Annotated in this window: 9 protein-coding genes; all 9 read left to right on the top strand. The window is 73.5% G+C overall.

Features of this window, described 5'->3' with window-relative positions; genetic code table 11:
* Positions 1-203 precede the first annotated feature (203 nt).
* On the top strand, positions 204-1,391 hold the full coding sequence (locus IEW03_RS13245) for an ROK family transcriptional regulator (protein WP_229737982.1): 1,188 nt from the start codon (positions 204-206) through the stop codon (positions 1,389-1,391).
* Positions 1,388-2,551, top strand: coding sequence for a substrate-binding domain-containing protein (locus IEW03_RS13240; RefSeq protein ID WP_188524157.1), 1,164 nt, complete (start codon positions 1,388-1,390; stop codon positions 2,549-2,551). The genes IEW03_RS13245 and IEW03_RS13240 overlap by 4 nt, the downstream gene beginning before the upstream one ends.
* Positions 2,548-3,345: an ATP-binding cassette domain-containing protein gene (locus IEW03_RS13235; RefSeq protein ID WP_188524156.1), complete on the top strand. Its 798-nt coding sequence runs from the start codon at positions 2,548-2,550 to the stop codon at positions 3,343-3,345. The genes IEW03_RS13240 and IEW03_RS13235 overlap by 4 nt, the downstream gene beginning before the upstream one ends.
* Positions 3,342-4,544 carry a sugar ABC transporter permease gene (locus IEW03_RS13230; RefSeq protein ID WP_188524155.1) on the top strand — a complete coding sequence of 401 codons (1,203 nt, stop codon included), beginning with the start codon at positions 3,342-3,344 and terminating at the stop codon, positions 4,542-4,544. The genes IEW03_RS13235 and IEW03_RS13230 overlap by 4 nt, the downstream gene beginning before the upstream one ends.
* Positions 4,544-5,635: a LacI family DNA-binding transcriptional regulator gene (locus IEW03_RS13225; protein ID WP_188524154.1), complete on the top strand. Its 1,092-nt coding sequence runs from the start codon at positions 4,544-4,546 to the stop codon at positions 5,633-5,635. Before IEW03_RS13230 ends, IEW03_RS13225 begins: the two co-directional genes overlap by 1 nt.
* Before the next feature lie 90 nt (positions 5,636-5,725).
* Positions 5,726-10,711, top strand: coding sequence for a GH92 family glycosyl hydrolase (locus tag IEW03_RS13220; protein ID WP_188524153.1), 4,986 nt, complete (start codon positions 5,726-5,728; stop codon positions 10,709-10,711).
* Between the two features lie 180 nt (positions 10,712-10,891).
* A complete protein-coding gene (locus tag IEW03_RS13215) occupies positions 10,892-14,179 on the top strand; it encodes a GH92 family glycosyl hydrolase (RefSeq protein WP_188524152.1) in 3,288 nt (1,095 codons plus the stop codon).
* A gap of 1 nt (position 14,180) precedes the next feature.
* Positions 14,181-17,384 carry a GH92 family glycosyl hydrolase gene (locus IEW03_RS13210; protein ID WP_188524151.1) on the top strand — a complete coding sequence of 1,068 codons (3,204 nt, stop codon included), beginning with the start codon at positions 14,181-14,183 and terminating at the stop codon, positions 17,382-17,384.
* On the top strand, positions 17,381-21,760 hold the full coding sequence (locus IEW03_RS13205) for a glycoside hydrolase domain-containing protein (RefSeq protein ID WP_188524150.1): 4,380 nt from the start codon (positions 17,381-17,383) through the stop codon (positions 21,758-21,760). Before IEW03_RS13210 ends, IEW03_RS13205 begins: the two co-directional genes overlap by 4 nt.
* The last annotated feature ends 5 nt before the right edge of the window (positions 21,761-21,765 follow it).

Genomic DNA, 21,765 nt, shown 5'->3' with positions numbered 1-21,765 from the left:
CCTTCGTCGGTCGGGCACCGTCCGGGACCACCTCGGCCCGGTCGGTCGGACGCGTCGGCGCGCCCTCGAACCCGTGGCCCATCCAACGAGTCGGACACCTTGATGTCAAGAAATGAACGCAAGAGACGCCGGATCGTGACTTTCGGGTCAGATCGTTGATTCAAGCCGGGGTTCGTGTGGCGCCCGGCCGCTATCCTGACCGCGTGCGCGCAGACCGGGTGACCCCGGGCTCCCAGACTTCATTGCGTGAGGCCAACCGAGCCCGGATCGTGAGCGCCGTCCAGCAGCGTGGCTCCCTCACGCAGATCGAGCTGGCCGGCGTCACCGGCCTGTCCCCGGCCACCGTCTCCAACATCGTCAAGGAGCTGACCAGCGCGGGCGTGCTGCACACCGCCCACTCCACCCGCAACGGGCGGCGGGCACTCAAGGTCACCCTCGCGCGCAACCTCGGCCTCGTCGCCGGTGTGCACTTCGGCACCCGCTCGCTGCGCGTCGCCGTCGCCGACGCGTCGATGCGCGTGCTCGCCGACCAGCACATGCCGCTCGCCCCCGACCACCGCGCCGACACCGGGCTGCGGCGTGCCGCACTGCTCGTCGGCGAGATGCTGTCCGCCGTCGACGCCGCCCCGGACGAGCTCCTCGGCGTCGGCGTCGGGGTGCCCGCGCCGGTCGACGTCCGCACCGGCCGCATCTCGACCGTCGGCATGCTGCGCGGGTGGGACGGGGTCGACGTGCCGCAGATCCTGGAGGACCACCTCGGCGCCCCCGTGCACGTGGACAACGAGGCCAACCTCGGCGCGCTCGCCGAGGCCCGGCACGGCGCGGGCGTCGGGCACGACGCCGTCGCCTACCTGCGCGTCTCGCACGGCATCGGCGGCGGGATCGTCCTCGGGGACCGGGTCGTGCACGGGCGCTCGGGCGTCGCGGGCGAGATCGGCCACGTGACCATCGACGAGAACGGGCCCATCTGCCGCTGCGGCAACCGCGGCTGCCTCGAGACCTTCGCCGGCGCCGGCGTGCTGCTCGGGATGCTGTCCTCCAGCCGCGGGCCCCTCACCCTGCGCGACGTCATCGACCGGGCGCGCGACGGCGACGCCGGCTGCCGCCGCGTGCTGTTCGACGCCGGTCAGCACCTCGGCGTCGCCACCGCCAGCCTGTGCAACATCGTCGACCCGGAGATCGTCGTCGTCGGCGGACAGCTCGCCGAGGCCGGCGAGATCCTGCTCGGCCCCATGCGCACCGTCGTCGAGCAGCGCACCGTGCCCGCCGCCGCCGGTCCCGTGCAGGTCGTCGCGGCCGCGCTCGGCGCCACCGCCGAGGTGCGGGGGGCGCTGGTGGTCGCGCTCGACTCCGCCCGCGTCGGCGGCGCGCTGGGGGTGGTGAGCGCATGACCACGGTCCGGACCGCGCCGTACGGCCACCGCTCGCAGGGCCTCCGCTCGCACGGCCGCCTCGCCCGGCTCCTCGCCGTCGCGCTCGCGGCGGTGCTCGCGCTGTCGGTGCTGGCGGCGTGCGCGAGCAGCGACGACGACGCCCCCGGCGAGGCCGCGTCACCCGGCCTGCGCGCCGGCACCGTCGGGCTGCTGCTGCCCGAGGCCAAGACCGCCCGCTACGAGACGACGGACCACCCGACGTTCGTCTCCGTCGTCGAGCGCCGCTGCCCCGAGTGCGAGGTGCTGTACGCGAACGCGGCCCAGGACGCCGCCGACCAGCTGCAGCAGGCCGAGTCGATGCTCTCGCGCGGCGTGGACGTGCTGGTGCTGGACGCCGTCGACGCGGTCGCGGCCAAGAGCATCGTCGTCCAGGCGCAGCGGCTGGGAGTGCCCGTCGTCGCCTACGATCGGTTCCTCGACGGCGCGGACTACTACGTGTCGTTCGACAACGAGCTGATCGGATTCCTCATGGGCGAGGCCCTCGTCGGCGCCGTCAAGGCCCGCGCCGAGGAGGACGGGACCCGCGCGGCGGGCAGGCGCCCCGGGGTGCTCCTGGTGCACGGGGCGACGACCGACCCCAACGCGGAGGCGCTCGCGGCCGGCGTCCACCGCGCGCTGGAAGGAGAGGACATCGACGTGCTCGCCGAGTACGAGACCCCCGACTGGAGCCCCGACATGGCCACGGAGTGGGTGGAAGGCATGCTCACCCGCTTCGACGACCAGGTCGACGGCGTCTTCGCCGCGAGCGACTCCATCGCCGGCGGTGCGATCTCCGCGATGAAGGCCGCCGGCCTCGACCCCGTCCCGCCCACCACCGGGCAGGACGGCGAGCTCGCCGCCGTGCAGCGCGTGCTCTCGGGCGACCAGTACATGACCGTCTACAAGGCCACGACGCAGCAGGCGCGCACCGCGGCCGAGCTCGCCGTGCGGGTGCTGCGCGGCGAGTCGCCGCGCGCGACGGCGTCCATCGGCGGAGTCCCCACCCTGCTGCTCGCGCCGCGCGCGGTCGCGGCCGGCGACGTGCAGCGCGTCATCGTCGACGGCCACGTGCACAGCGTGGACGAGATCTGCACCCCGTCCTACCTGGAGGCCTGTCGCGCCGCGGGGTTGGTGTCATGACGGGGGACAGGGTGCAGGAGAAGACGCCGGTGCCCGTGCTGTCGCTGCGCGGGGTGTCGAAGAACTTCGGCGGCGTGCACGCGCTGGTGGACGTGGACCTGGACGTGCGCGAGCGGGAGGTCCTGGCGGTCGTCGGGGACAACGGCGCCGGCAAGTCCACGCTGGCCGGGGTCCTCGCCGGCGCGTACCGGCCCGACGCCGGCGAGGTGCGCCTCGACGGCGCGCCCGTCGTGCTCGACCCCCCGGCGACGGCCCGCGCGCTCGGCATCGCGACGGTCTTCCAGGACCTCGCGCTCATGGACGACCTCGACGTGGTCGAGAACCTCTTCCTCGGCCACGAGACGCGCCGCGGCCCGCTCCTGGACGAGGTGGCGATGGAGCGCCGGGCGTGGGCGCTGCTCGACCAGCTCGCCGCGACCGTGCCGTCGGTGCGGGAGCCGGTGCGCACCCTGTCGGGCGGCCAGCGCCAGGTCGTCGCGGTGGCCCGCGCCCTGCTCGGCTCCCCGCGCGTCGTGGTGCTCGACGAGCCGACGGCGTCCCTCGGGGTGCGCCAGACCGCGGAGGTGCTCAACCTCGTGGTGCGGCTGCGCGAGCGCGGTCACGCCGTCGTCCTCATCAGCCACCAGGCGGCCGACCTGCAGGCCGTCGCCGACCGCATCCTGGTGCTGCGCCTGGGGCAGGTGCACGACGTCTTCACCGGTGACACCTCGTACGAGGACCTGCTCGCCGCGATGACCGGAGCGGTGCGGCCCGGCACGCGCCGCGGCGGCTCCCGGAAGGCGGTCGCGCCATGAGCGCCGTCGTCACCGAGGACCGGCAGCCCTTCGGCGGGGGCGGACCGTCCCGGCTGGTCGACCGCGTGCGCGGCGCGCACCTGAGCATGCTGCCGGCGCTGGGCGCGCTCGCGCTCGTGTGGCTCGTGCTCGGGGTGATCGACCCGGCCTTCCTGTCCGCGGAGAACCTCGTCAACCTCACGCTGCAGAGCGCCCCCGTCGGGGTGATCGCGCTGGGCGTCGTCATGGTGCTGCTGGTGGGGCAGATCGACCTGTCCGTCGGATCGCTGAGCGGCCTCGCGGCCGCCGTGGTCGCGGTCGGCACGGTGAACCTCGGCTGGCCGGTCGCGGTGTCGATCCTCGCGGCCATCGCCGTGGGGGTCGTCGTCGGGCTCGGGTACGGCCTGCTGTCCGCGCGGCTCGGGGTGCCGAGCTTCGTCTTCACCCTCGGCGGGCTGCTCCTCCTCGCCGGCGTGCAGATGCGCGTGCTGGGCCCGGCCGGGTCGATCAACCTGCCCTTCGAGTCGTGGCTGGTGCGCACGGTGCAGCAGGGCTTCCTGCCGCCGGTCGTGGCCTGGTGCCTGGTCGTGGTGGTGGTCGCCGGCTCCGCGACGCTGCACCTCGCCGACCGCTTCCGCCGCCTGCAGGCGGACCTGCAGGCCCCGAGCCTCGGGAGCATCGCCGCGCGCACCGGCGTCCTGGCCGTGGTCCTCGTGGGCACCGTCGCGTACCTCGGCACCGCACGGGGCGTCGGGTACTCCGTCGTGCTGTTCGTCTGGCTCGTCGTCGTCGCCGACGTGCTGCTGCGCCGCACCCGCTGGGGCCGGTCGGTGCGCGCCGTGGGCAGCGACCGGCGAGCCGCGCGGCTCGCGGGCGTCGCCGTCAACCGCACCGTCATCTCCTGCTTCGCCGCCTGCTCCGGCCTGGCCGCGCTGGGGGGCGTGCTCGCCGCGGGCCGGCTGGCCGCCGCCAACCAGGGCACCGGCGGCACCGACACCTACCTCACGGCGATCGCGGCCGCCGTCATCGGCGGCACCAGCATCTTCGGCGGCCGCGGCGGAGCCTGGTCCGCCCTGGTGGGCGTGCTCGTGCTGCAGTCGATCGCCAACGGGCTGACCCTGCTCGATCTCGACCTGGCCACGCAGCAGATGGTCACCGGAACGGTGCTCGTCCTGGCTATCGTCGTCGACACGTTTGTCCGCCGGCGCCGGGAGACCTGATGACGTACGACACGCACGGACCCGCGGCCTCGCCGCTCGCGGGTCACTCCCGGGGCGGCCGGCGCCCGACGCTCGCCGCCGTCGCCCAGCGCGCGGGCGTGAGCCTCAAGACGGCCTCCCGGGTGCTCAACCAGGAGCCCAACGTGGCGACGGCGACCCGGGAGCGGGTGCAGGCGGCGGCGCTGGCGCTCGGGTTCCGACGCAACGCCGTGGCCGCGGACCTCGCCCGCGGGGGCGCGTCGCGCCTGGTCGGCTTCGTCACCGGCGACCTCGCGAACCCGTTCTACTCGGCCCTCGCCAGCGGGATCGAGCGGGAGCTGCGCGGGCGCGGGCTGCAGCTCATCACCGCAAGCACCGACGAGGACCCGGAGCGGGAGCGGGCGCTCACGGAGGAGCTGGTCGAGCGACGGGTCGGTGCGCTCGTCGTCACGTCCACGGCGCGCGAGCACCCGGCGCTGCGCGACGAGCTGGCGGGCGGGCTGCCCGTCGTCCTCGTCGACCGCCCGGCGCTCGACGTCGAGGCCGACACGGTCGTCATCGACAACCGGGGCGGTGTGCGGACGGCGGTGTCGCACCTGCTGGCCCGGGGGCACCGCAGGATCGGGCTCGTGGGGGACGAGTCGCGCCTGTGGACGTTCCAGGAGCGCAAGGAGGCGTTCGTCGCGACGCTCGCCGAGGCAGGGATCGCGGACCCCGGCCGGTACGTGCGCGACGGCGCGCACGACGCCGACCGGGCCCGCGCCTTCGTCACGGAGCTGCTGTCGCTCGACGAACCGCCCACCGCCCTCGTGACGGCGAACAACAAGATCACGGTCGGGGCGCTGCACGCGCTGCGCGACCGCCAGGGCTCGGCCGTCGCGGAGCGCGGGCAGGTGGCGCTGATCGGATTCGACGACTTCGAGCTCGCCGACCTGCTGGGCGTCACCGTCATCGGGTACGACGCCGCGGAGATGGGCCGGCAGGCGGCGGCGCTGGCGATGGCGCGGGCCGCCGACCCGACGCGCCCGGCGCAGCTGGTCGTGGTGCCGACGCTCCTCGTGGAGCGTGGCAGCGGCGAGGTGCGACCGGCCACGTCGGTGCCTACGCGTTGACAGGGCAACGGTCCGCCCATACGTTCGACCCGAACCGACAGCGCTGTCAAGGTCGCGCGTGCGACGGAATGATCAAGGGAGATCCAGACCATGACCAGCATCCGACGACATGGGCAGCGCGGCAGGCCGCGCCGGCTCACCACCTTCCTGTCGTCCGCCCTCGCCACGGCGGTGCTCGCGCCGCTGGCCGTCGTCGCCGCCCCGGCGGCATCGGCAGCACCCGCGGCACCAGCAGCACCGGCGGCCGAGGCCGGCGACTTCGCGTCCTCGTTCGAGGACGGCGACGCCGCGCCGCTGGAGGACGCCGTCGCCGAGCGCGACGGCGAGCCGTGGCAGGAGAACCTCGACGCCGAGCCCCCCGCGGCCGGGATGCGGACGCGGGTCGGCACCGGCCCGGCGGACGTGGACTGGACGAACAAGAAGGACGTCGGGTTCTCCGGGAAGCACGCGCTGCGCTACGCGGGCTCCCATGCCGGCGACGGCACCGCCGGTGGCACGAACGTCCTGTACGAGGACGTCGACATCGCCGTCGGTGACGACACCCGGCTGAGCTACGTCGTCTTCCCCGAGCTGCTCGACGACCTGCAGTACCCCTCGACGTTCGCCGCCGTGGACCTGCGGTTCACGGACGGCACCTACCTGTCCGACCTCGACGCGCGGGACGGGCACGGCACCGGCGCGACGGCCCAGGCCCAGGGCGAGGGCAAGATCCTCTACGCCGACCAGTGGAACTCCGTGCGCGTGGACCTGGGCGCCGTCGCCGCCGGCAAGACGGTCGACCAGGTGCTGCTCGGCTACGACAACCCGGGCGGCACGGCGGGGACCGACTTCGCCGGCTGGCTCGACGACGTGGCGCTGACGGCAGAGCCGGAGACGATCGACGGCTCGAGCCTCGCGAACTACGTGGACACCCGCCGCGGCACCCAGTCCAGCGGCAGCTTCTCGCGCGGCAACAACATCCCCGCCACGGCGGTGCCGAACGGCTTCAACTTCTGGGTCCCGATGACGAACGCGGACTCCGACACCTGGCTGTACGAGTACCAGAAGGGCAACAACGCGAACAACAAGCCCGTCCTGGAGGGGCTCGGCATCTCGCACGAGCCCAGCCCGTGGATGGGCGACCGCAACCAGCTCGCGTTCCTGCCGGCCACCGGAGAGGGCACGCCGAGCGGCACGCTGGCCGAGCGCGGCCTCGCGTTCTCCCACGCCGACGAGACCGCGCGTCCCGACTACTACGGCGTGACCTTCGCCGACGACAGCGCGCTCGAGGTCACGCCCAGCGACCACGGTGCGGTGCTGCGCTTCACCTACCCGGGCGACGTCGGGCACGCGCTGGTCGACAAGGTGAAGGGGGACTCGAAGCTCGACCTCGACCCCGAGACGGGCACCCTGTCCGGCTGGGTGGAGAACGGCAGCGGCCTGTCCGTGGGGCGCACCCGCATGTTCGTCGCGGGCACCTTCGACCGGGCGCCGTCCGAGGTCGGCGCCGCCGCGGGCGACCGTGGGGACGCGCGCTACGCCACCTTCGACACGTCGTCGGACGACACCGTCGAGCTGCGCGTCGCGACGTCGTTCATCGGCCTGGACCAGGCGCGCAAGAACCTGGCGCTCGAGGTCGAGGGGCGCTCGTTCACCGAGGTCAAGGCCGCGGCGACGGAGACGTGGAACGACCGCCTGGAGGTCGTCGAGGTCGAGGGCGCCACCACCGACCAGCTCGTGACGCTGTACTCGAACCTGTACCGGCTGAACCTGTACCCGAACTCGCAGTTCGAGAACACGGGCACCGCGGCCGAGCCCGCGTACCAGTACGCGAGCCCGGTCTCGGACCCGTCCGGCGACGCGACCGACACCGAGACGAACGCCAAGATCGTCGACGGGAAGGTCTACGTCAACAACGGCTTCTGGGACACCTACCGCACCGCCTGGCCGGCGTACTCGCTGCTCTACCCGGAGCTCGCGACCGAGCTCGTCGACGGGTTCACCCAGCAGTACCGCGACGGCGGGTGGATCGCGCGCTGGTCGTCGCCGGGCTACGCCGACCTCATGACCGGCACCAGCTCGGACGTCGCGTTCGCCGACGCCTACGTGAAGGGCTCGCTGCCCACCGACAAGGCCCTGGACGCCTACGACGCCGCGCTGAAGAACGCGACGGTGGCACCGCCGAACAACGCGGTGGGCCGCAAGGGTCTGGAGACGTCGCCGTTCCTCGGGTTCACGCCCGAGGCCACGCACGAGTCGGTGTCGTGGGGCCTGGAGGGCCTGGTCAACGACTTCGGCATCGGCACCATGGCCGCCGCGCTCGCCGAGGACCCGGCGACGCCCGACGAGCGTCGCGCGACGCTGCGCGAGGAGTCGGAGTACCTCCTCGAGCGGGCCACCCACTTCGGCGAGCTCTTCAACCCGGAGACCGAGTTCTTCGCCCCGCGGCACGCGGACGGGGAGTTCGCGACGGCGCCGGAGGACTACGACCCCGCGTCGTGGGGCGGCGGGTACACGGAGACCAACGGCTGGAACTTCGCGTTCCACGCGCCGCAGGACCCCCGCGGCCTGGCCAACCTCTACGGCGGCACGGACGGCCTGGAGGACAAGCTCGACGAGTTCTTCAGCACGCCCGAGCTCGGCGCCGGGAACGGCGGCATCCACGAGCAGCGCGAGGCGCGCGACGTGCGCATGGGCATGTGGGGCATGAGCAACCAGGTCTCGCACCACATCCCGTGGCTGTACGACGCCGTGGGCGCCCCGCACAAGACGCAGGAGATCGTCCGCGAGGTCACGCGCCGCATGTTCACGGGCAGCGAGATCGGGCAGGGCTACCCGGGCGACGAGGACAACGGCGAGATGTCGTCGTGGTGGATCTTCGCCTCGCTCGGCTTCTACCCGCTGCAGGTCGGCTCCGACCAGTACGCGATCGGGTCGCCGCTGTTCGACAAGGCCACCGTGCACCTGCCGGACGGCGACCTCGTGGTCAACGCCGAGAACAACTCGGTGGACAACGTCTACGTGCAGTCGCTCGCGGTGGACGGCGAGGCCCGCACGTCGACGTCGCTGTCGCAGGACGACCTGACGGGCGGCGCCACGCTGGACTTCGCCATGGGCCCGGAGCCGTCCGACTGGGGCACGGGCCCCGACGACAGCCTGCCGTCGCTCACCGAGGGCGACGAGCCGCCGGCCCCGGCCGCCGACGCGACCGGCCTCGGGAAGGTGACGGTGGCCGACGGGGCCGCCGAGGAGGTGGGCGCGCTCACCGACGACACCTCGGCCACGGCCACGACGTTCCAGGCCGACAACCCGGTCGTCACCTGGACCGGGGACGGGATCCGGCCCGCCGCGAGCACCTACACACTCACGTCGGCCGGCAGCGCGGCGGCGACGCCGACGGCGTGGCGGCTCGAGGGTTCCGACGACGGGACCTCGTGGACGGTTCTCGACGAGCGGGACGGCGAGGAGTTCCGGTGGGCGCACCAGACCCGCCCGTTCACCGTCGCCGAGCCGGCGTCGTTCGCGCGGTACCGGCTCACGGTCACCGCGGCTGCGGGCGAGGGCGCGCTGAAGCTGTCCGAGCTGGAGCTGCTCGCCGACCCGCGCGAGTCGGGGGCCGAGGAGCTCACGCTCACGGCGGCCGCCGACCGCGAGGCGCGGACCGGGGACGAGGTGTCCGGGAAGTTCGGGACGCTCGTGGGCGTCGAGGGCGACGCGGGGTCGGTCGACGTCCAGGTGGCGTTCGGCGACGGCTCCGACGCCGTGGACGCGACGCTGAAGCCCGGCAAGTTCGGCGGGTTCGCGGTGCAGGCCGCGCACACCTGGAAGGAGCCGGGGGTCTACCCCGTCACGGTCACGGCGACCGAGGGGGACCGGGTGGTCACCGCGACCTCGCACGTGACGGTCGCCCTCGTGCGCGAGGGGTCGCTGCTCGCGGCCTACGACACCGCGTGCCTCGGCGCCGTCGGCGCGGGGGTCAGCTGTGACGCCGGCGGCGCGTCCTTCGACAAGGCGCAGCTCGCCGCCGAGGGGTTCGTCCAGGGCGAGCGCGGCACCGTGCCGGGCACGGAGCTCACGTTCGACGTGCCCGCGATCCCGGCCGGCGAGCCGGACAACGCGAGCGGCGACGGTCAGGAGATCGAGCTGGAGCTCGGGACGGACGCGACGCAGCTCTCGGTGGTCGGCACGGCGACGCAGCGCAACCAGGAGGCCGAGGGGGTGCTGACGTTCGACGACGGCAGCACGGCCCCGATCGACCTCAGCTTCGGCGACTGGTCGGGCACGGCGCACGACCCGGCGTTCGGCAACCTGCCGGTCGCGGTCACCGAGCGGCGGTTGAACGGCGACGGCCTCTCGAACACCCCGGCCGCCGTCTTCGCGACGACGCCGACCGACCTGCCGGAGGGCAAGCAGGCGGTCCGCCTGACGCTCCCCGACCAGCCGGGCACGCCGGGCGACGAGGGCCGCATCCACGTGTTCGCGGTGGCCGACGACGGCACGCCGGCCGAGCACGCGCCGCTGGAGGTGACGCCGGCCGACGGCGTGACCGTCGCGGCGGGCGAGGAGACCGAGGCGGTCGTCGCCGAGGTCGCCGGCGGCCGGGCCGCCGACGACGGGTACCGGGCGGCGATCACGTGGGGCGACGGTTCCGACGTCGCCCCCGGGACGGTGACCGCGGCCGACGGCGGGGCGCAGGTGAGCGGTGCCCACGCCTACGAGGCCGCAGGCGAGTACACCGCCTCGGTCGTCGTCGACGACGGCTGGACCAGCCAGGTCGTCGAGGTCCCGGTGACGGTGACCGGTCCGGCCCTCGACGTCCGGGTCAGCGCCGCCACGCGCTGTGCCGGGCCCGTGGGCTTCGTCTGGGTGCGGGTCGTCAACGACGAGGACGCGCCGGTGGCCGTGCGGGTCAGCACCCGCTTCGGCGACCGCACGTTCGGGCACGTGCGGCCCGGCAAGACCGTCCGGCTGGCGTTCGACGTCCGCTTCGGGGCGATCGACGCCGGGACCGTGTCGGCCGAGGTGGTCAAGGGCCACGGCGACGACGCGGTGCGCGAGACGATCCAGGCCCAGTACGACGCCGTGAGCTGCCGCTGACGGTGGCGACGGTCTGACCGACGTAGCGATTCCTTCGCCTCCCGCACGTGGAGGCGAAGGAATCGCTACGTCGTGATGAGTTCTCAGCCTTGACAGCGCTGTCACGCGGTGGAAGCCTGACCCCTGTCGGCCCCGGCCGACGCGTGATCTCCCCACACCGCCGTGGAAGGAACGAGCCGCATGACCGCACGTCGAGGCCCCTCCGGCCGATTCCGCAGGGCGCTCGCCCTCACGACCACCGCCGCCCTCGGCGTCGGCCTCGGCGTGGGAGCAGCGGGTGCCCCGGCGTCCGCCGCACCGCCCTCCGACGAGCTCGAGCGGGCCGACGGCCCGCTCACGAGCTACGTCAACCCGTTCATCGGCACCAAGGACGACGGGAACACGTACCCGGGGGCGGCGGCGCCGTTCGGCATGGTGCAGCTCTCGCCGGACAACGGGCACAACGTCGGCTACGACTACGGCCGCGACCACGTGCGTGGCTTCTCGCTCGTGCACCTGTCCGGCGTCGGCTGCGGGCTGGGCGGACCGCTGCCCGTGCTGCCCACCACCGGCGACCCGACGAGCACGGACTACGCCGAGTACGAGCTCGCCTACACGCACGACGACGAGGAGGCCGCGCCCGGGTACTACCGCGTGGGGCTGCAGGCTCCCGACGGCGTGGTGCAGGCGGAGCTCACGGCGTCGGAGCGCACGGGCGTGCAGCGTTACACCTTCCCTGCCACGGAGAAGGCCACGGTCATGCTCAACACGGGCCAGGCGCTCAACCGGGTCACGGGCTCGAGCGTGCGCGTGGTCGACGAGCGGACGGTCGAGACCACCATCACGACCCGCGGCTTCTGCCAGGACACCGAGCCGCAGACCATCCACACCCGCACGGTGTTCGACCGGCCGATCGCCGCGCACGGCACGTGGAGCGGGGACGACGTCACCGCGGGTTCGGACGCCGCCGAGGGCGAGGGCCGGCTCGGCGCGTACGTGCAGTTCGACGCGACGAAGGACCGCGACGTGGAGGTCGTGACCTCCATGAGCTACGTCGACGCGCGCGGCGCGAAGGCGAACCTGCGGGCCGAGCGCGGCACCTTCGACCGGGTGCACCACCGGACGACCCGGGCGTGGGAGAAGCGGCTGCGCACGGTGCGCGTCGAACGGGGCGCCACCGAGGACCTGCGGACCTTCTACTCCTCGCTGTACCGCAGCTTCCTCGCACCCAACGTCGGCTCCGACGTCGACGGCCGCTACCGCGGGTGGGACCAGGAGGTGCACCGCGAGAAGGGGTTCACCTACTACCAGAACTTCTCGCTGTGGGACACGTACCGCACGCAGCAGCAGCTGCTCGCGCTGCTGGCCCCGCGCGAGTCGCAGGACATGGCGTTGTCGGTCGTGCGGCAGGGCCAGCAGGGCGGCTGGCTGCCGCGGTGGGGCTACGGCACGGTCGAGACGAACATCATGACCGGCGACCCCGTGACGCCGTTCCTGGTCAGCGCGTTCCACCAGGGCCTGCTCGACGGGCACGAGGACGAGGCGTACGAGGTCCTGAAGCAGAACGCGGACGGCGTGCCGCCCGCGGACGGCCCGGCCAACGGCCGGGCCGTCAACGTCGAGTACCTCCGCGACGGCTTCGTGCCGCAGGACCCGACGCGCCGCACCCGGCCCGGGGACTTCGACCTCGACCACGGCGGGTCGGCCACGCTCGAGTACGCGCTGTCGGACGCGATGCTGTCGACGATGGCCCGCGAGCTGGGTCACGACGAGGACGCGGACCGGTATGCGGAGCGCGGGCAGAGCTACCGCAACGTCTTCGACCCGCGCACGGGCGCGTTCCGGGCCCGGAACGCCGACGGGCTGTTCATCGGCGACCCGGACCCGGCGCACAGCGAGGGCTTCCACGAGGGCACGGCCGTGCAGTACCAGTGGCTCGTGCCGCAGGACGTGCCCGGGCTGGTCGACCTGCTGGGCGGCACCGAGGCCACCACGAGCGACCTCGACGACTTCTTCGCCTACGACGAGCTGCTGGCCGACCCGGAGCGCACGGCGCGCGAGGTCTGGGTCAACGGCACGTACGACTACTACGGGTGGCACACCTACAACCCGAACAACGAGCCGAACCTGCACGCCCCGTACACCTACCTGTGGCTCGGCCAGCCGTGGAAGACGACGGACGTCGTCCGGGCCGCGTCGACCCTCTTCACGGACGGGCCGGACGGCGTGACGGGCAACGACGACCTGGGCACGATGTCGGCCTGGCACGTGCTGTCGTCGATCGGGGTGTACCCGATCGCGCCGGGCACCGACCTGTGGGGCCTGACGACGCCCCGGTTCGAGGACGTGCGGATCGACCTCGACGGCCGGTTCTACGACCGCGGCTCCCTGCATATCACCGCCGACGGCGTCTCGGACGCCGACCGGTACACGCAGTCCGTGTCGCTCGGCCGGCACGACCTGTCGCAGGCCTTCCTCACCGGCGACGAGCTGACGTCGGGCCGCTCGCTCGACTTCGCCGTCGGCGCCGAGCCGTCCGCCTGGGCGACGGCGCCGTCGGACCTGCCGGGCGCGGTGGCGCCGGGCGAGGCGCAGGACGCGGACCGGCTGTTCGCCGGCGTCGCCCCGCGGCACCCGGTGCTGCAGCCGGGCGGCAGCGTCGAGGCGTCCGTGCAGGTCGTCGCGCAGGGTGCGGGCGAGCGGTCGGGCAGCGTCGCGATCTCCGCAGACGGCCCGGTGGAGGCGGAGACCGACCTCGCCGACTGGACCGCCGGCTCGGGCGGGTTGCCTGCGACCGTGGAAGGGACCATCACCTTCACCGCGGCGGCCGACGCCCCGCCGGGGGAGTACGTGACGCGCGTCGTCGTGACCGACGAGGCGGGCGCCACCGTCGAGCGCGAGGTGCCGGTCGTGGTGGCGGCGCCGTCGTGGCTCGCGCCCGCGTTCGACAATGTGGGCATCGGCGACCGGGCCGCGGCGAACGCGGACCTCGACGGCGGGGGCGCGTACCTGCTGCGCGACGGCCTCGCCGACGCCGGCGCCGTGCAGGGCCTGGAGCTCATCGTGCCCGGCACGGAGCTGACCTACGTGCTGGGGGCGCCCGACGCCGGCCAGCCGGACAACGCCCTCGCCGACGGGCAGGAGCTCGCCGTGCCCGCGGAGCTGTCCGGGTCCCGCGCCGTGTCCGTCGTGGGAACCGCCACGCACGGCGCCCAGGACGGCACGCTGCGGCTCGGCTTCGCCGACGGGTCCAGCACCGACGCCGAGATCACCCTCACCGACTGGTGCGCGGGCTCGCCCGAGGGGGACAACATCCTGGTCGCCAAGCCCGGCGGGCGCGGCAACGGCGAGGACGTCGACACCTTCGGCTGCGGCCTCTACGCGACCGCGCCGGTCGACGTCCCGGCCGGCAAGGAGCTCACCTCCGTGACCCTGCCGTCCAACACCCGCATGCACGTCTTCGCGATCGCGACCGAGCCAGGAGCCTGAGATGACGAAGCCCCGGACCAGGACAGGGCGCGAGCGACTCGCGGCCCTCGTGACGACGGCGGCCGTGCTGCTCGGCGGCGCCGTCGCGGCGAGCCCGGCCGGTGCGTCGGACGGCGCCCCGCCGCGCCTCGTGCGCGACCCGGTGCCGTACGTGGACCCGATGGTGGGCACGGGCCAGGCGACCGGCGTCGTCGGGGAGATCAACAACTTTCCCGGGCCATCGATGCCGTTCGGCATGATGCAGCTGTCCCCGGACACCCAGGTGTCGGTGGACGACCCGGACCGCGCGTACGCGGGGTATCGGTACTCCCACGAGGCGATCCGCGGGTTCTCGCTCACGCACGCGGCCGCCGGCTGCAACATCTTCGGCGACGTGCCGATCCTGCCCGTGAGCGGCGACGTCGGCGAGCGCCCGTGGGAGCGCAGCGAGAAGTTCTCGCACGACGCCGAGAGCGCCGAGGTCGGGCGCTATGAGGTCACCCTGCAGTCCTCGGGGATCGAGGCGGAGCTGTCTGCCGCCACGCGTTCGGGCGGGCTGACGTTCGACTACCCCGCGGACGGCGACTCCCAGGTCATCCTCAACGCGGGCGGCTCGCTCGCCACCGTGCAGGAGGCGACCACCGAGGTCGTGGGTGAGCGCACGGTGTCCGGCTCGGTACGCTCCGGCGGGTTCTGCGGCAAGAACAACACCCACACGCTCTACTACGCCGTCGAGTTCGACCAGGACTTCGAGGGCTTCGGCACCTGGGAGGGCGAGGAGCTCTCGCCCGGCGTCCGCGACGCCGCGGGGAAGAACGCGGGCTCGTGGCTGACGTTTGCGCCGGGCGCGACGGTCAACGCGAAGGTGGCGATCTCCTACGTCAGCGCCGAGGGCGCCCGGGCGAACCTCGACGCCGAGATCCCCGACTGGGACTTCGACGCCGTGCGCGACGCGAACCGCGCCGCCTGGGCCGATCAGCTCCGCAAGATCCGCGTGGCGGGCCGCGACGCCGACGACCTCACGATGTTCTACACGTCGCTCTACCACTCGCTGCTGCACCCGAACACGTTCAGCGACGTCGACGGCCGCTACATCGGGTTCGACGGCGAGATCCACCACGTGCGCCGGGGGCACGAGCAGTACGCGAACTTCAGCGATTGGGACACGTACCGCTCGCTCGGCGCCCTGCAGGCCATGATCGCGCCCGACCGGGCGTCGGACATGGCGCAGTCGCTCGTGAACGACGCCGAGCAGAGCGGCTGGCTGCCGCGCTGGCCGGTGGCGAACCAGCACGTGGGGCAGATGACGGGCGACTCGTCCGTCCCGCTCATCGCCAGCATGCACGCGTTCGGGGCACGGGACTTCGACGTCGACGCGGCGCTCGAGTACATGGTGAAGGGAGCCACCGAGGCGGCGCCCACGGAGAACGGGTACATCCAGCGGCGCGGCATCGAGACCTACCTCGAGCGCGGCTACGCCCCGCAGACGGAGGAGTTCCGCGGCGACCACCGCGTCGTCGGGGCCTCCATCACCCTGGAGTGGTCGATCGCCGACTTCGCGATCGGGCAGCTCGCCGGGGACCGCGGCGACGACGAGCTCGCCGCCGAGTTCGCCGAGCGTGGCCAGTACTGGCAGAACGTCTTCGACCCGAGCACCCGCACGGCGGCGGCCCGGAACGACGACGGCACCTTCGTCCGCGACGAGGCCGGGGAGGGCTTCGGGCAGGAGGGCTTCGACGAGGGCAACGCGGAGCAGTACACGTGGCTCGTGCCGCAGGACGTCGCGGGGCTCACCGAGGCGCTCGGTGGTCGCGAGGCTGCCGCGGACCGTCTCGACGAGTTCGTCACCACGCACAACTCCGGGCCGAACGACCCGCACCTGTGGATCGGGAACGAGCCGAACTTCGGGGTGCCGTGGCTGTACGACTACCTCGGCCAGCCGTGGCGCACCAGCGAGCTGGTGGACGAGCTGACGTCGACGCTGTTCCAACCCGTCCCCGACGGCAAGCCCGGCAACGACGACCTTGGCGCCCAGGCCGGGTGGTACGTGTGGGCCGCGATGGGGCTGTACCCCACGACGCCGGGCACGAACGTGCTCGCACTCAACAGCCCGCGCTTCGACCGCGTCGTCGTCGACCTGCCCGGCCGTGACCTCGACATCCGCGCGCCCGGCGCATCGAGCGGCGCCCGGTACATCACCGGGGCGAAGGCCGGCGGTCGGTCGCTCGACGCGACCTGGCTGCCCGAGCGCACGGTGGAGCGCGGCGGCCTCGTCCGGCTCGACCTGTCCACCGAGCGCGACACCTCCTGGGGGACCGGCGCGCAGGCCGCGCCGCCGTCGTTCCGGGACGGCGAGCAGCCCGTCCTCGCCGCCGCGGACGCCGGGACCGTGACCGTGGAGCCGGGCGGCACCGCCGAGGTCGGGTTCACCGCGCAGCTCTTCGGCGACCTCGACAGCGATGTCTCGGCGCGCCTCGAGGCCCCGGACGGCGTCACCGGGGGGAAGGCGATGCTGGAGTCGGACGGCTCCGGCCGAGTCACCGGCACCGTACCGATCACGCTCGACGAGGGCGCGGGTGAGGGCTTCCACGACGCGGAGCTGGTGGTCTCCACCGGCGACGGGGCCGGAGGTGAGGTCCGCGCGCCGCTGACGATCCGCGTCGCCGACGCGGGCAGCCTCTTCGCGGCATACGACACCGTCGGCAGCGCGAGCGCGGAGAAGCGCGCGTCGGCCGACCTCGACGGCGCCGGCAACTCGTACTCGCGCGAGGCGCTCGCGGACGCCGGGCTCGCCCCGGGCTCGGAGCACACCACACAGGGGCTCGGCTTCACATGGCCGTCGTCCCCCGATGGCCGGGTGGACTCCGTGACGCTCGACGGGCAGACCGTGCGCCTGGACGGCCCGTCGTCGGGCCTGTCGTTCGTCGGCACGGCCACCAACGGCACGCACCGGGGAGACGCGGTGCTGACGTTCGACGACGGCAGCACCGCGGCGACCGAGCTCGCGTTCGGCGACTGGGTGCTGCCCAGCGACGACGGCTCCCCGGTGGAGGGCAACGAGGTGGTGGCGCGCGTGGACGCGCGCAACGGGGGTGACGACGGCGCCTTCGTCTTCGCGACCTCGGCGTACACGGCTCCGGAAGGCAAGCAGGTCGTGAGCGTGAGGTTCCCGAGCGAGCCCGACCTGCACGTGTTCGCGATTGCCACCGACAGGGGAGACCGATGACCGCCATCCGCCGCCGCGGTGGCCGGCTCGTCGCGGGGACGCTCGCGGCGGCCCTCGCGGTCGTCGGGCTCGCGCCCGCGGCCTCGGCCGCACCGGCGGCGCCGGCCGCGGCCGACGACCGGGACCTCGCGTCGCTCGTCGACGTGTTCGTCGGCACGGAGGGCGACTTCGGCAACGACATGCCGGCGGCGCAGGCGCCGAACGGGCTGGCCAAGATCAACCCGCGCACCATGCCCGGACGCAACAACACCGGGTACGACTACGCGCAGTCGCAGATCTCCGGCTTCACCCACACCAACCTGGACGGCGTCGGCGGGTCCGGCGGCGGCGGCGACATCCTCGTCGTCCCCACGTCGGGGACGTACACGTCGCGGCCGGACACGAGCACGTACGCGCACCCGTTCTCGCACGACGACGAAGTCGGCAGCCCGGGCTACTACGCGGTCGGCCTCGGCAACGTGGCGGGCACGGACGGCGCGATCACGGCGGCGCCCGGCACGATCGAGGCGGAGGTGACCGCCACGACGCGGTCCGGCGTCCACCGCTACGACTTCCCCGCCGGCTCCACGCCGAGCCTCGTGGTCGACCTCTCGACCAACAACACGAGCCGGATCGCGTCGTCGCTCGACGTGTCGTCGCTCGACGACGGCCGCGTGGCGATCGCCGGCAGCTTCACCGGACACTTCTACAACGCGTCGTACACCATGCACTACTACGCGACGACGACGCGGCCGGTCGAGGGCGTGCAGACCTGGGGCGACGACCGCGAGCTCACCGACGCGACCGTGCAGGACGGCAAGGACACCGGCGCGATCCTCACGTTCGACGCCGCCGCCCGCGACGACGTCGGGCTCGAGGTCACGGTGTCCCCCGTGAGCGCGGCGCAGGCGAAGGCCGACCAGGAGGCCGAGCTCGGCGGCCTCGGCTTCGACCAGGTGCACGAGCGCACCCGCGCCGAGTGGAACCGCACGCTCGGGAAGGTCGACGTCACGGCCTCGGTCGCGACCGACCCCACCGGTGAGCTCGAGCGGCTGTTCTACACGCACCTGTACCGGATGTTCGCCATGCCGATGAACGCGACGAGCACGTCGGGGACGTACCGGGGCGTCGACGGCACGGTGCACCGCGCGCAGGGCTTTACCTACTACGACTCCTGGGCCACCTGGGACGACTTCCGCAAGTTCTCCGTGCTCGCCTATATCGACCCCTCGCTGTACCGCGACATGGTGCAGTCGATGGTCTACCTGTTCGCCGACGCGGAGGCCGAGGGAAGCGGCGGCGGCCTGGGCGGGCTCACGCACACGGTGCCGACGGTGCGCTGGGAGCGCTCCGCCGTCGTGGTCGCCGACGCGATCGCCAAGGGGTACACCGGGCTGGAGCGGCTCGACGAGGCGTACCCGGCTCTCGAGCGCCTCGTGGGGCGGTACAGCGACGCCGACCGCGAGCGCGGGTACGTCCCGGGCGACCCCGGTGCCACGGTGCAGCGCGGTTACGACCAGTGGGGCCTGTCGATCGTCGCCGACGAGCTCGGGCTCGCCGACGAGGCGCAGGAGCTGCGCGAGCAGGCGGCACTGCCGATCGAGAACCTCGTCAAACCCGGCGCCTGGACGGCCCCGGACGGTACCGAGGTCGGCGTGCTCACCCCGCGTGCCGCCGACGGGTCGTGGCAGAGCGCCGACCACGAGAAGTTCGAGGCTGCGAAGCTCTACCAGGGCACGCTCTGGCAGTACCACTGGTACGACGCGTACGACATGGACGCCCTCGTCGAGGCGATGGGCGGCACCGAGGCGGCCCGCCTCGCGATGCGCCACATGTTCGGCGAGGACGCGGCGGAGGACGACGGGTCCGGCATGCTGCACTCGAACGCGAACGAGATCGACCTGCAGGCCCCGTACCTGTTCAACTACGTCGGCGAGCCGAGCCTGACGCAGAAGTGGACGCGCGCGATCTACACGAAGCCGACCTGGAACCGGTACATCGGCACCGGCTCCACGAGCTTCTTCCCGAGCGGCGGCGGCGAGTTCACCCCGCCGATCAGGACGAAGGTCTACCAGCTGGACCCGCGCGGCATGCTCGCCACGATGGACAACGACGCGGGCACGATGTCGACGATGTTCGTGGCCGCGGCGATCGGGCTCTTCCCGGTCACCGCAGGGTCGTCGCAGTACCAGGTCGGGTCGCCGTTCTTCGACTCCGCGGTCATCGGCTACGACGACGGCACGACCTTCACGGTGACGGCCGACGGCGTGTCCGAGGACGACTTCTACGTGCGGTCCGCGTCGCTCGACGGTGCCCCGTTCGACAACACGTGGGTCGACTACTCCACCCTCGTCGGCGGGGGAGACCTCGCGTTCCGGATGGACGACGAGCCGAGCGACTGGGGCACGGACACCGAGCCCCCGTACTCGATGAGCACGGTCACCGACGGCGGCGACGAGGGCGGCTACCGCGTCGCGGCCGACCCGGCGACGGTGCGGGCCGGCGCCGACGGCGGGGTCGACGCCACGGTGACGCTGACGCTGAGCGGGGGAGCGAAGCTCGCCGCCCGCCCTGGGACGGAGCTGGTGGCGAGCGGCGACGCGACCGTCGAGAGGCTGCCGGACGGCGTCGACGCGACCGTCACGGTCAGCTCGCGCAAGCGGCTCACGGTCGCGCTGAGCGGCACAGCGTCCGACGCCGCCCGCTTCTACGTGCGCCTGCGCGACTCGGCGCTCGCCGGTGGCGTCGAGGCTTCCGCGCTGCGGGGCGAGGGGATCTCGCTGCGCTCGCCGCTGCGGCTGTCCGTCGCCCGCGCGGAACGGTCCGCGCTGGCCGACCTGGTGGACGACGCGGTCGCGGTGCGCAAGGCCCACTACTCCTCGGTGTCCTTCGCCCGGTTCACGGCCGCGCTCGAGCGCGCTCAGGGGCTGCTCGCCGACGACGGGTCGTCGAGCGTGGACCTGCGGTTCGCGGTCGATCGGCTCGAGGCGGCGATCGACGGTCTAGACATCACCGGGGGCGGGTTCCGGGTCCTGGAGGGAGAGGAGTCCGAGGGCTGGTCCGGCGGTGAGCTGTCGAACGAGGCGAATGGCTCGTCCGGCAACCTCGGCGGCGTGCGGTCGGGGGCGTGGGTCCAGTACCAGGACATGACATTCGACGGCGACGCGCGGCCCGGGTACCTGACCGTGGCGTACGCGACGAGCTTCGGGCCGGGCGAGGAGCCGAGCACGGTCGTGGTGCACGGCGGTGACGTCGACGGCCCGGTCGTGGCGACCGTGGACCTGGCGGGCACCGGCGGGTGGGGGAACTACCGCGAGGTGACCGTCCCGCTCGACGACGCGCGAGCGCTCGTCGACGCCGGCGTGGTGACGTTCGAGCTCCGCGCCCCGGACGGACGGAGCTGGGTCGCGAACGTCGACTGGTTCCGGTTCGGCGAGGATCCCCCGGTCCAGGGCGCGCCTGAGGTGACGGTCGAGGCGGAGAGCTGGACCGAGCACTCGGGCCGCGGGCTCAAGAACGAGAGCTCCACGTGGGCCAGCGGCCCGGTCACCAACGTCGGGGGCACCGCGGACGGCGACTGGCTCGCCTACGGCGAGGTCGACCTCGGCGCGGCCCCGCTCGAGCAGCTCACGGTGCACTACGTGCACAACTCGAGCCGCTGCGGGAACGGCTCCGCGCTGGAGGTGTACCTGGACGAGTTCGACCCGGCCGCCCCGGGCGAGCCGTTCGCCACCGTCCCGCTGCCCACGACCGGGACCGGCTGGTCGGACGACGGCGTCGCCACGATCGACCTCCCGGGCCCGGTGTCCGGCACCCATGAGGTCTTCGTGCGCCTGACGACCGAGGCGTACGCGAACCACCCGTACGTGGCGAACGTCGACGGCATGACCTTCTCCACCCCCGTCGACGTCCCCCCGGTGGACACCACCGCGCTCGCGGAGGTGGTCGCCGAGGCCGAGCACCTCGAGGGCGACGGCGAGCGGTACGGCCGCATCGACTTCGGCGTGTTCGTGCGTGAGCTCGACGCCGCGCGGGCGCTGCTCGCGGCGGACGACGCCACGCAGGAGCTGGTCGACGACCGGGCCCGCCGGCTCTCGCTCGCGGCCGACCAGCTGGTGCCGACCGACGACCTGGTGCCGGTCTCCGTGGACGTCGCGACCGAGTGCCGCGGCCGGAAGCCGTTCGTGCAGGTCGCGGTGACCAACACCTCCGACGAGCGCACCGACGTCACCGTGGCGGCCGTCGGCACGGAGCGCGTGCGCTCCGGCCTCGAGCCGGGGGACACGTGGCGCACCTCGGTCCCCGCGCACGGCCGGACGCTCGACGCGGGCAACGTGACCGTCTCGGCGGGCGGCGGCACGACGACCCACGAGTACGCGGGACGGTCGTGCCGGTGACCCGG

Source organism: Isoptericola cucumis (assembly GCF_014635665.1).
GTDB lineage: Bacteria > Actinomycetota > Actinomycetes > Actinomycetales > Cellulomonadaceae > Isoptericola > Isoptericola cucumis.
Note: the sequence above shows the minus strand (reverse complement) of the source record. Positions and strands in the feature narration are given on the sequence as shown.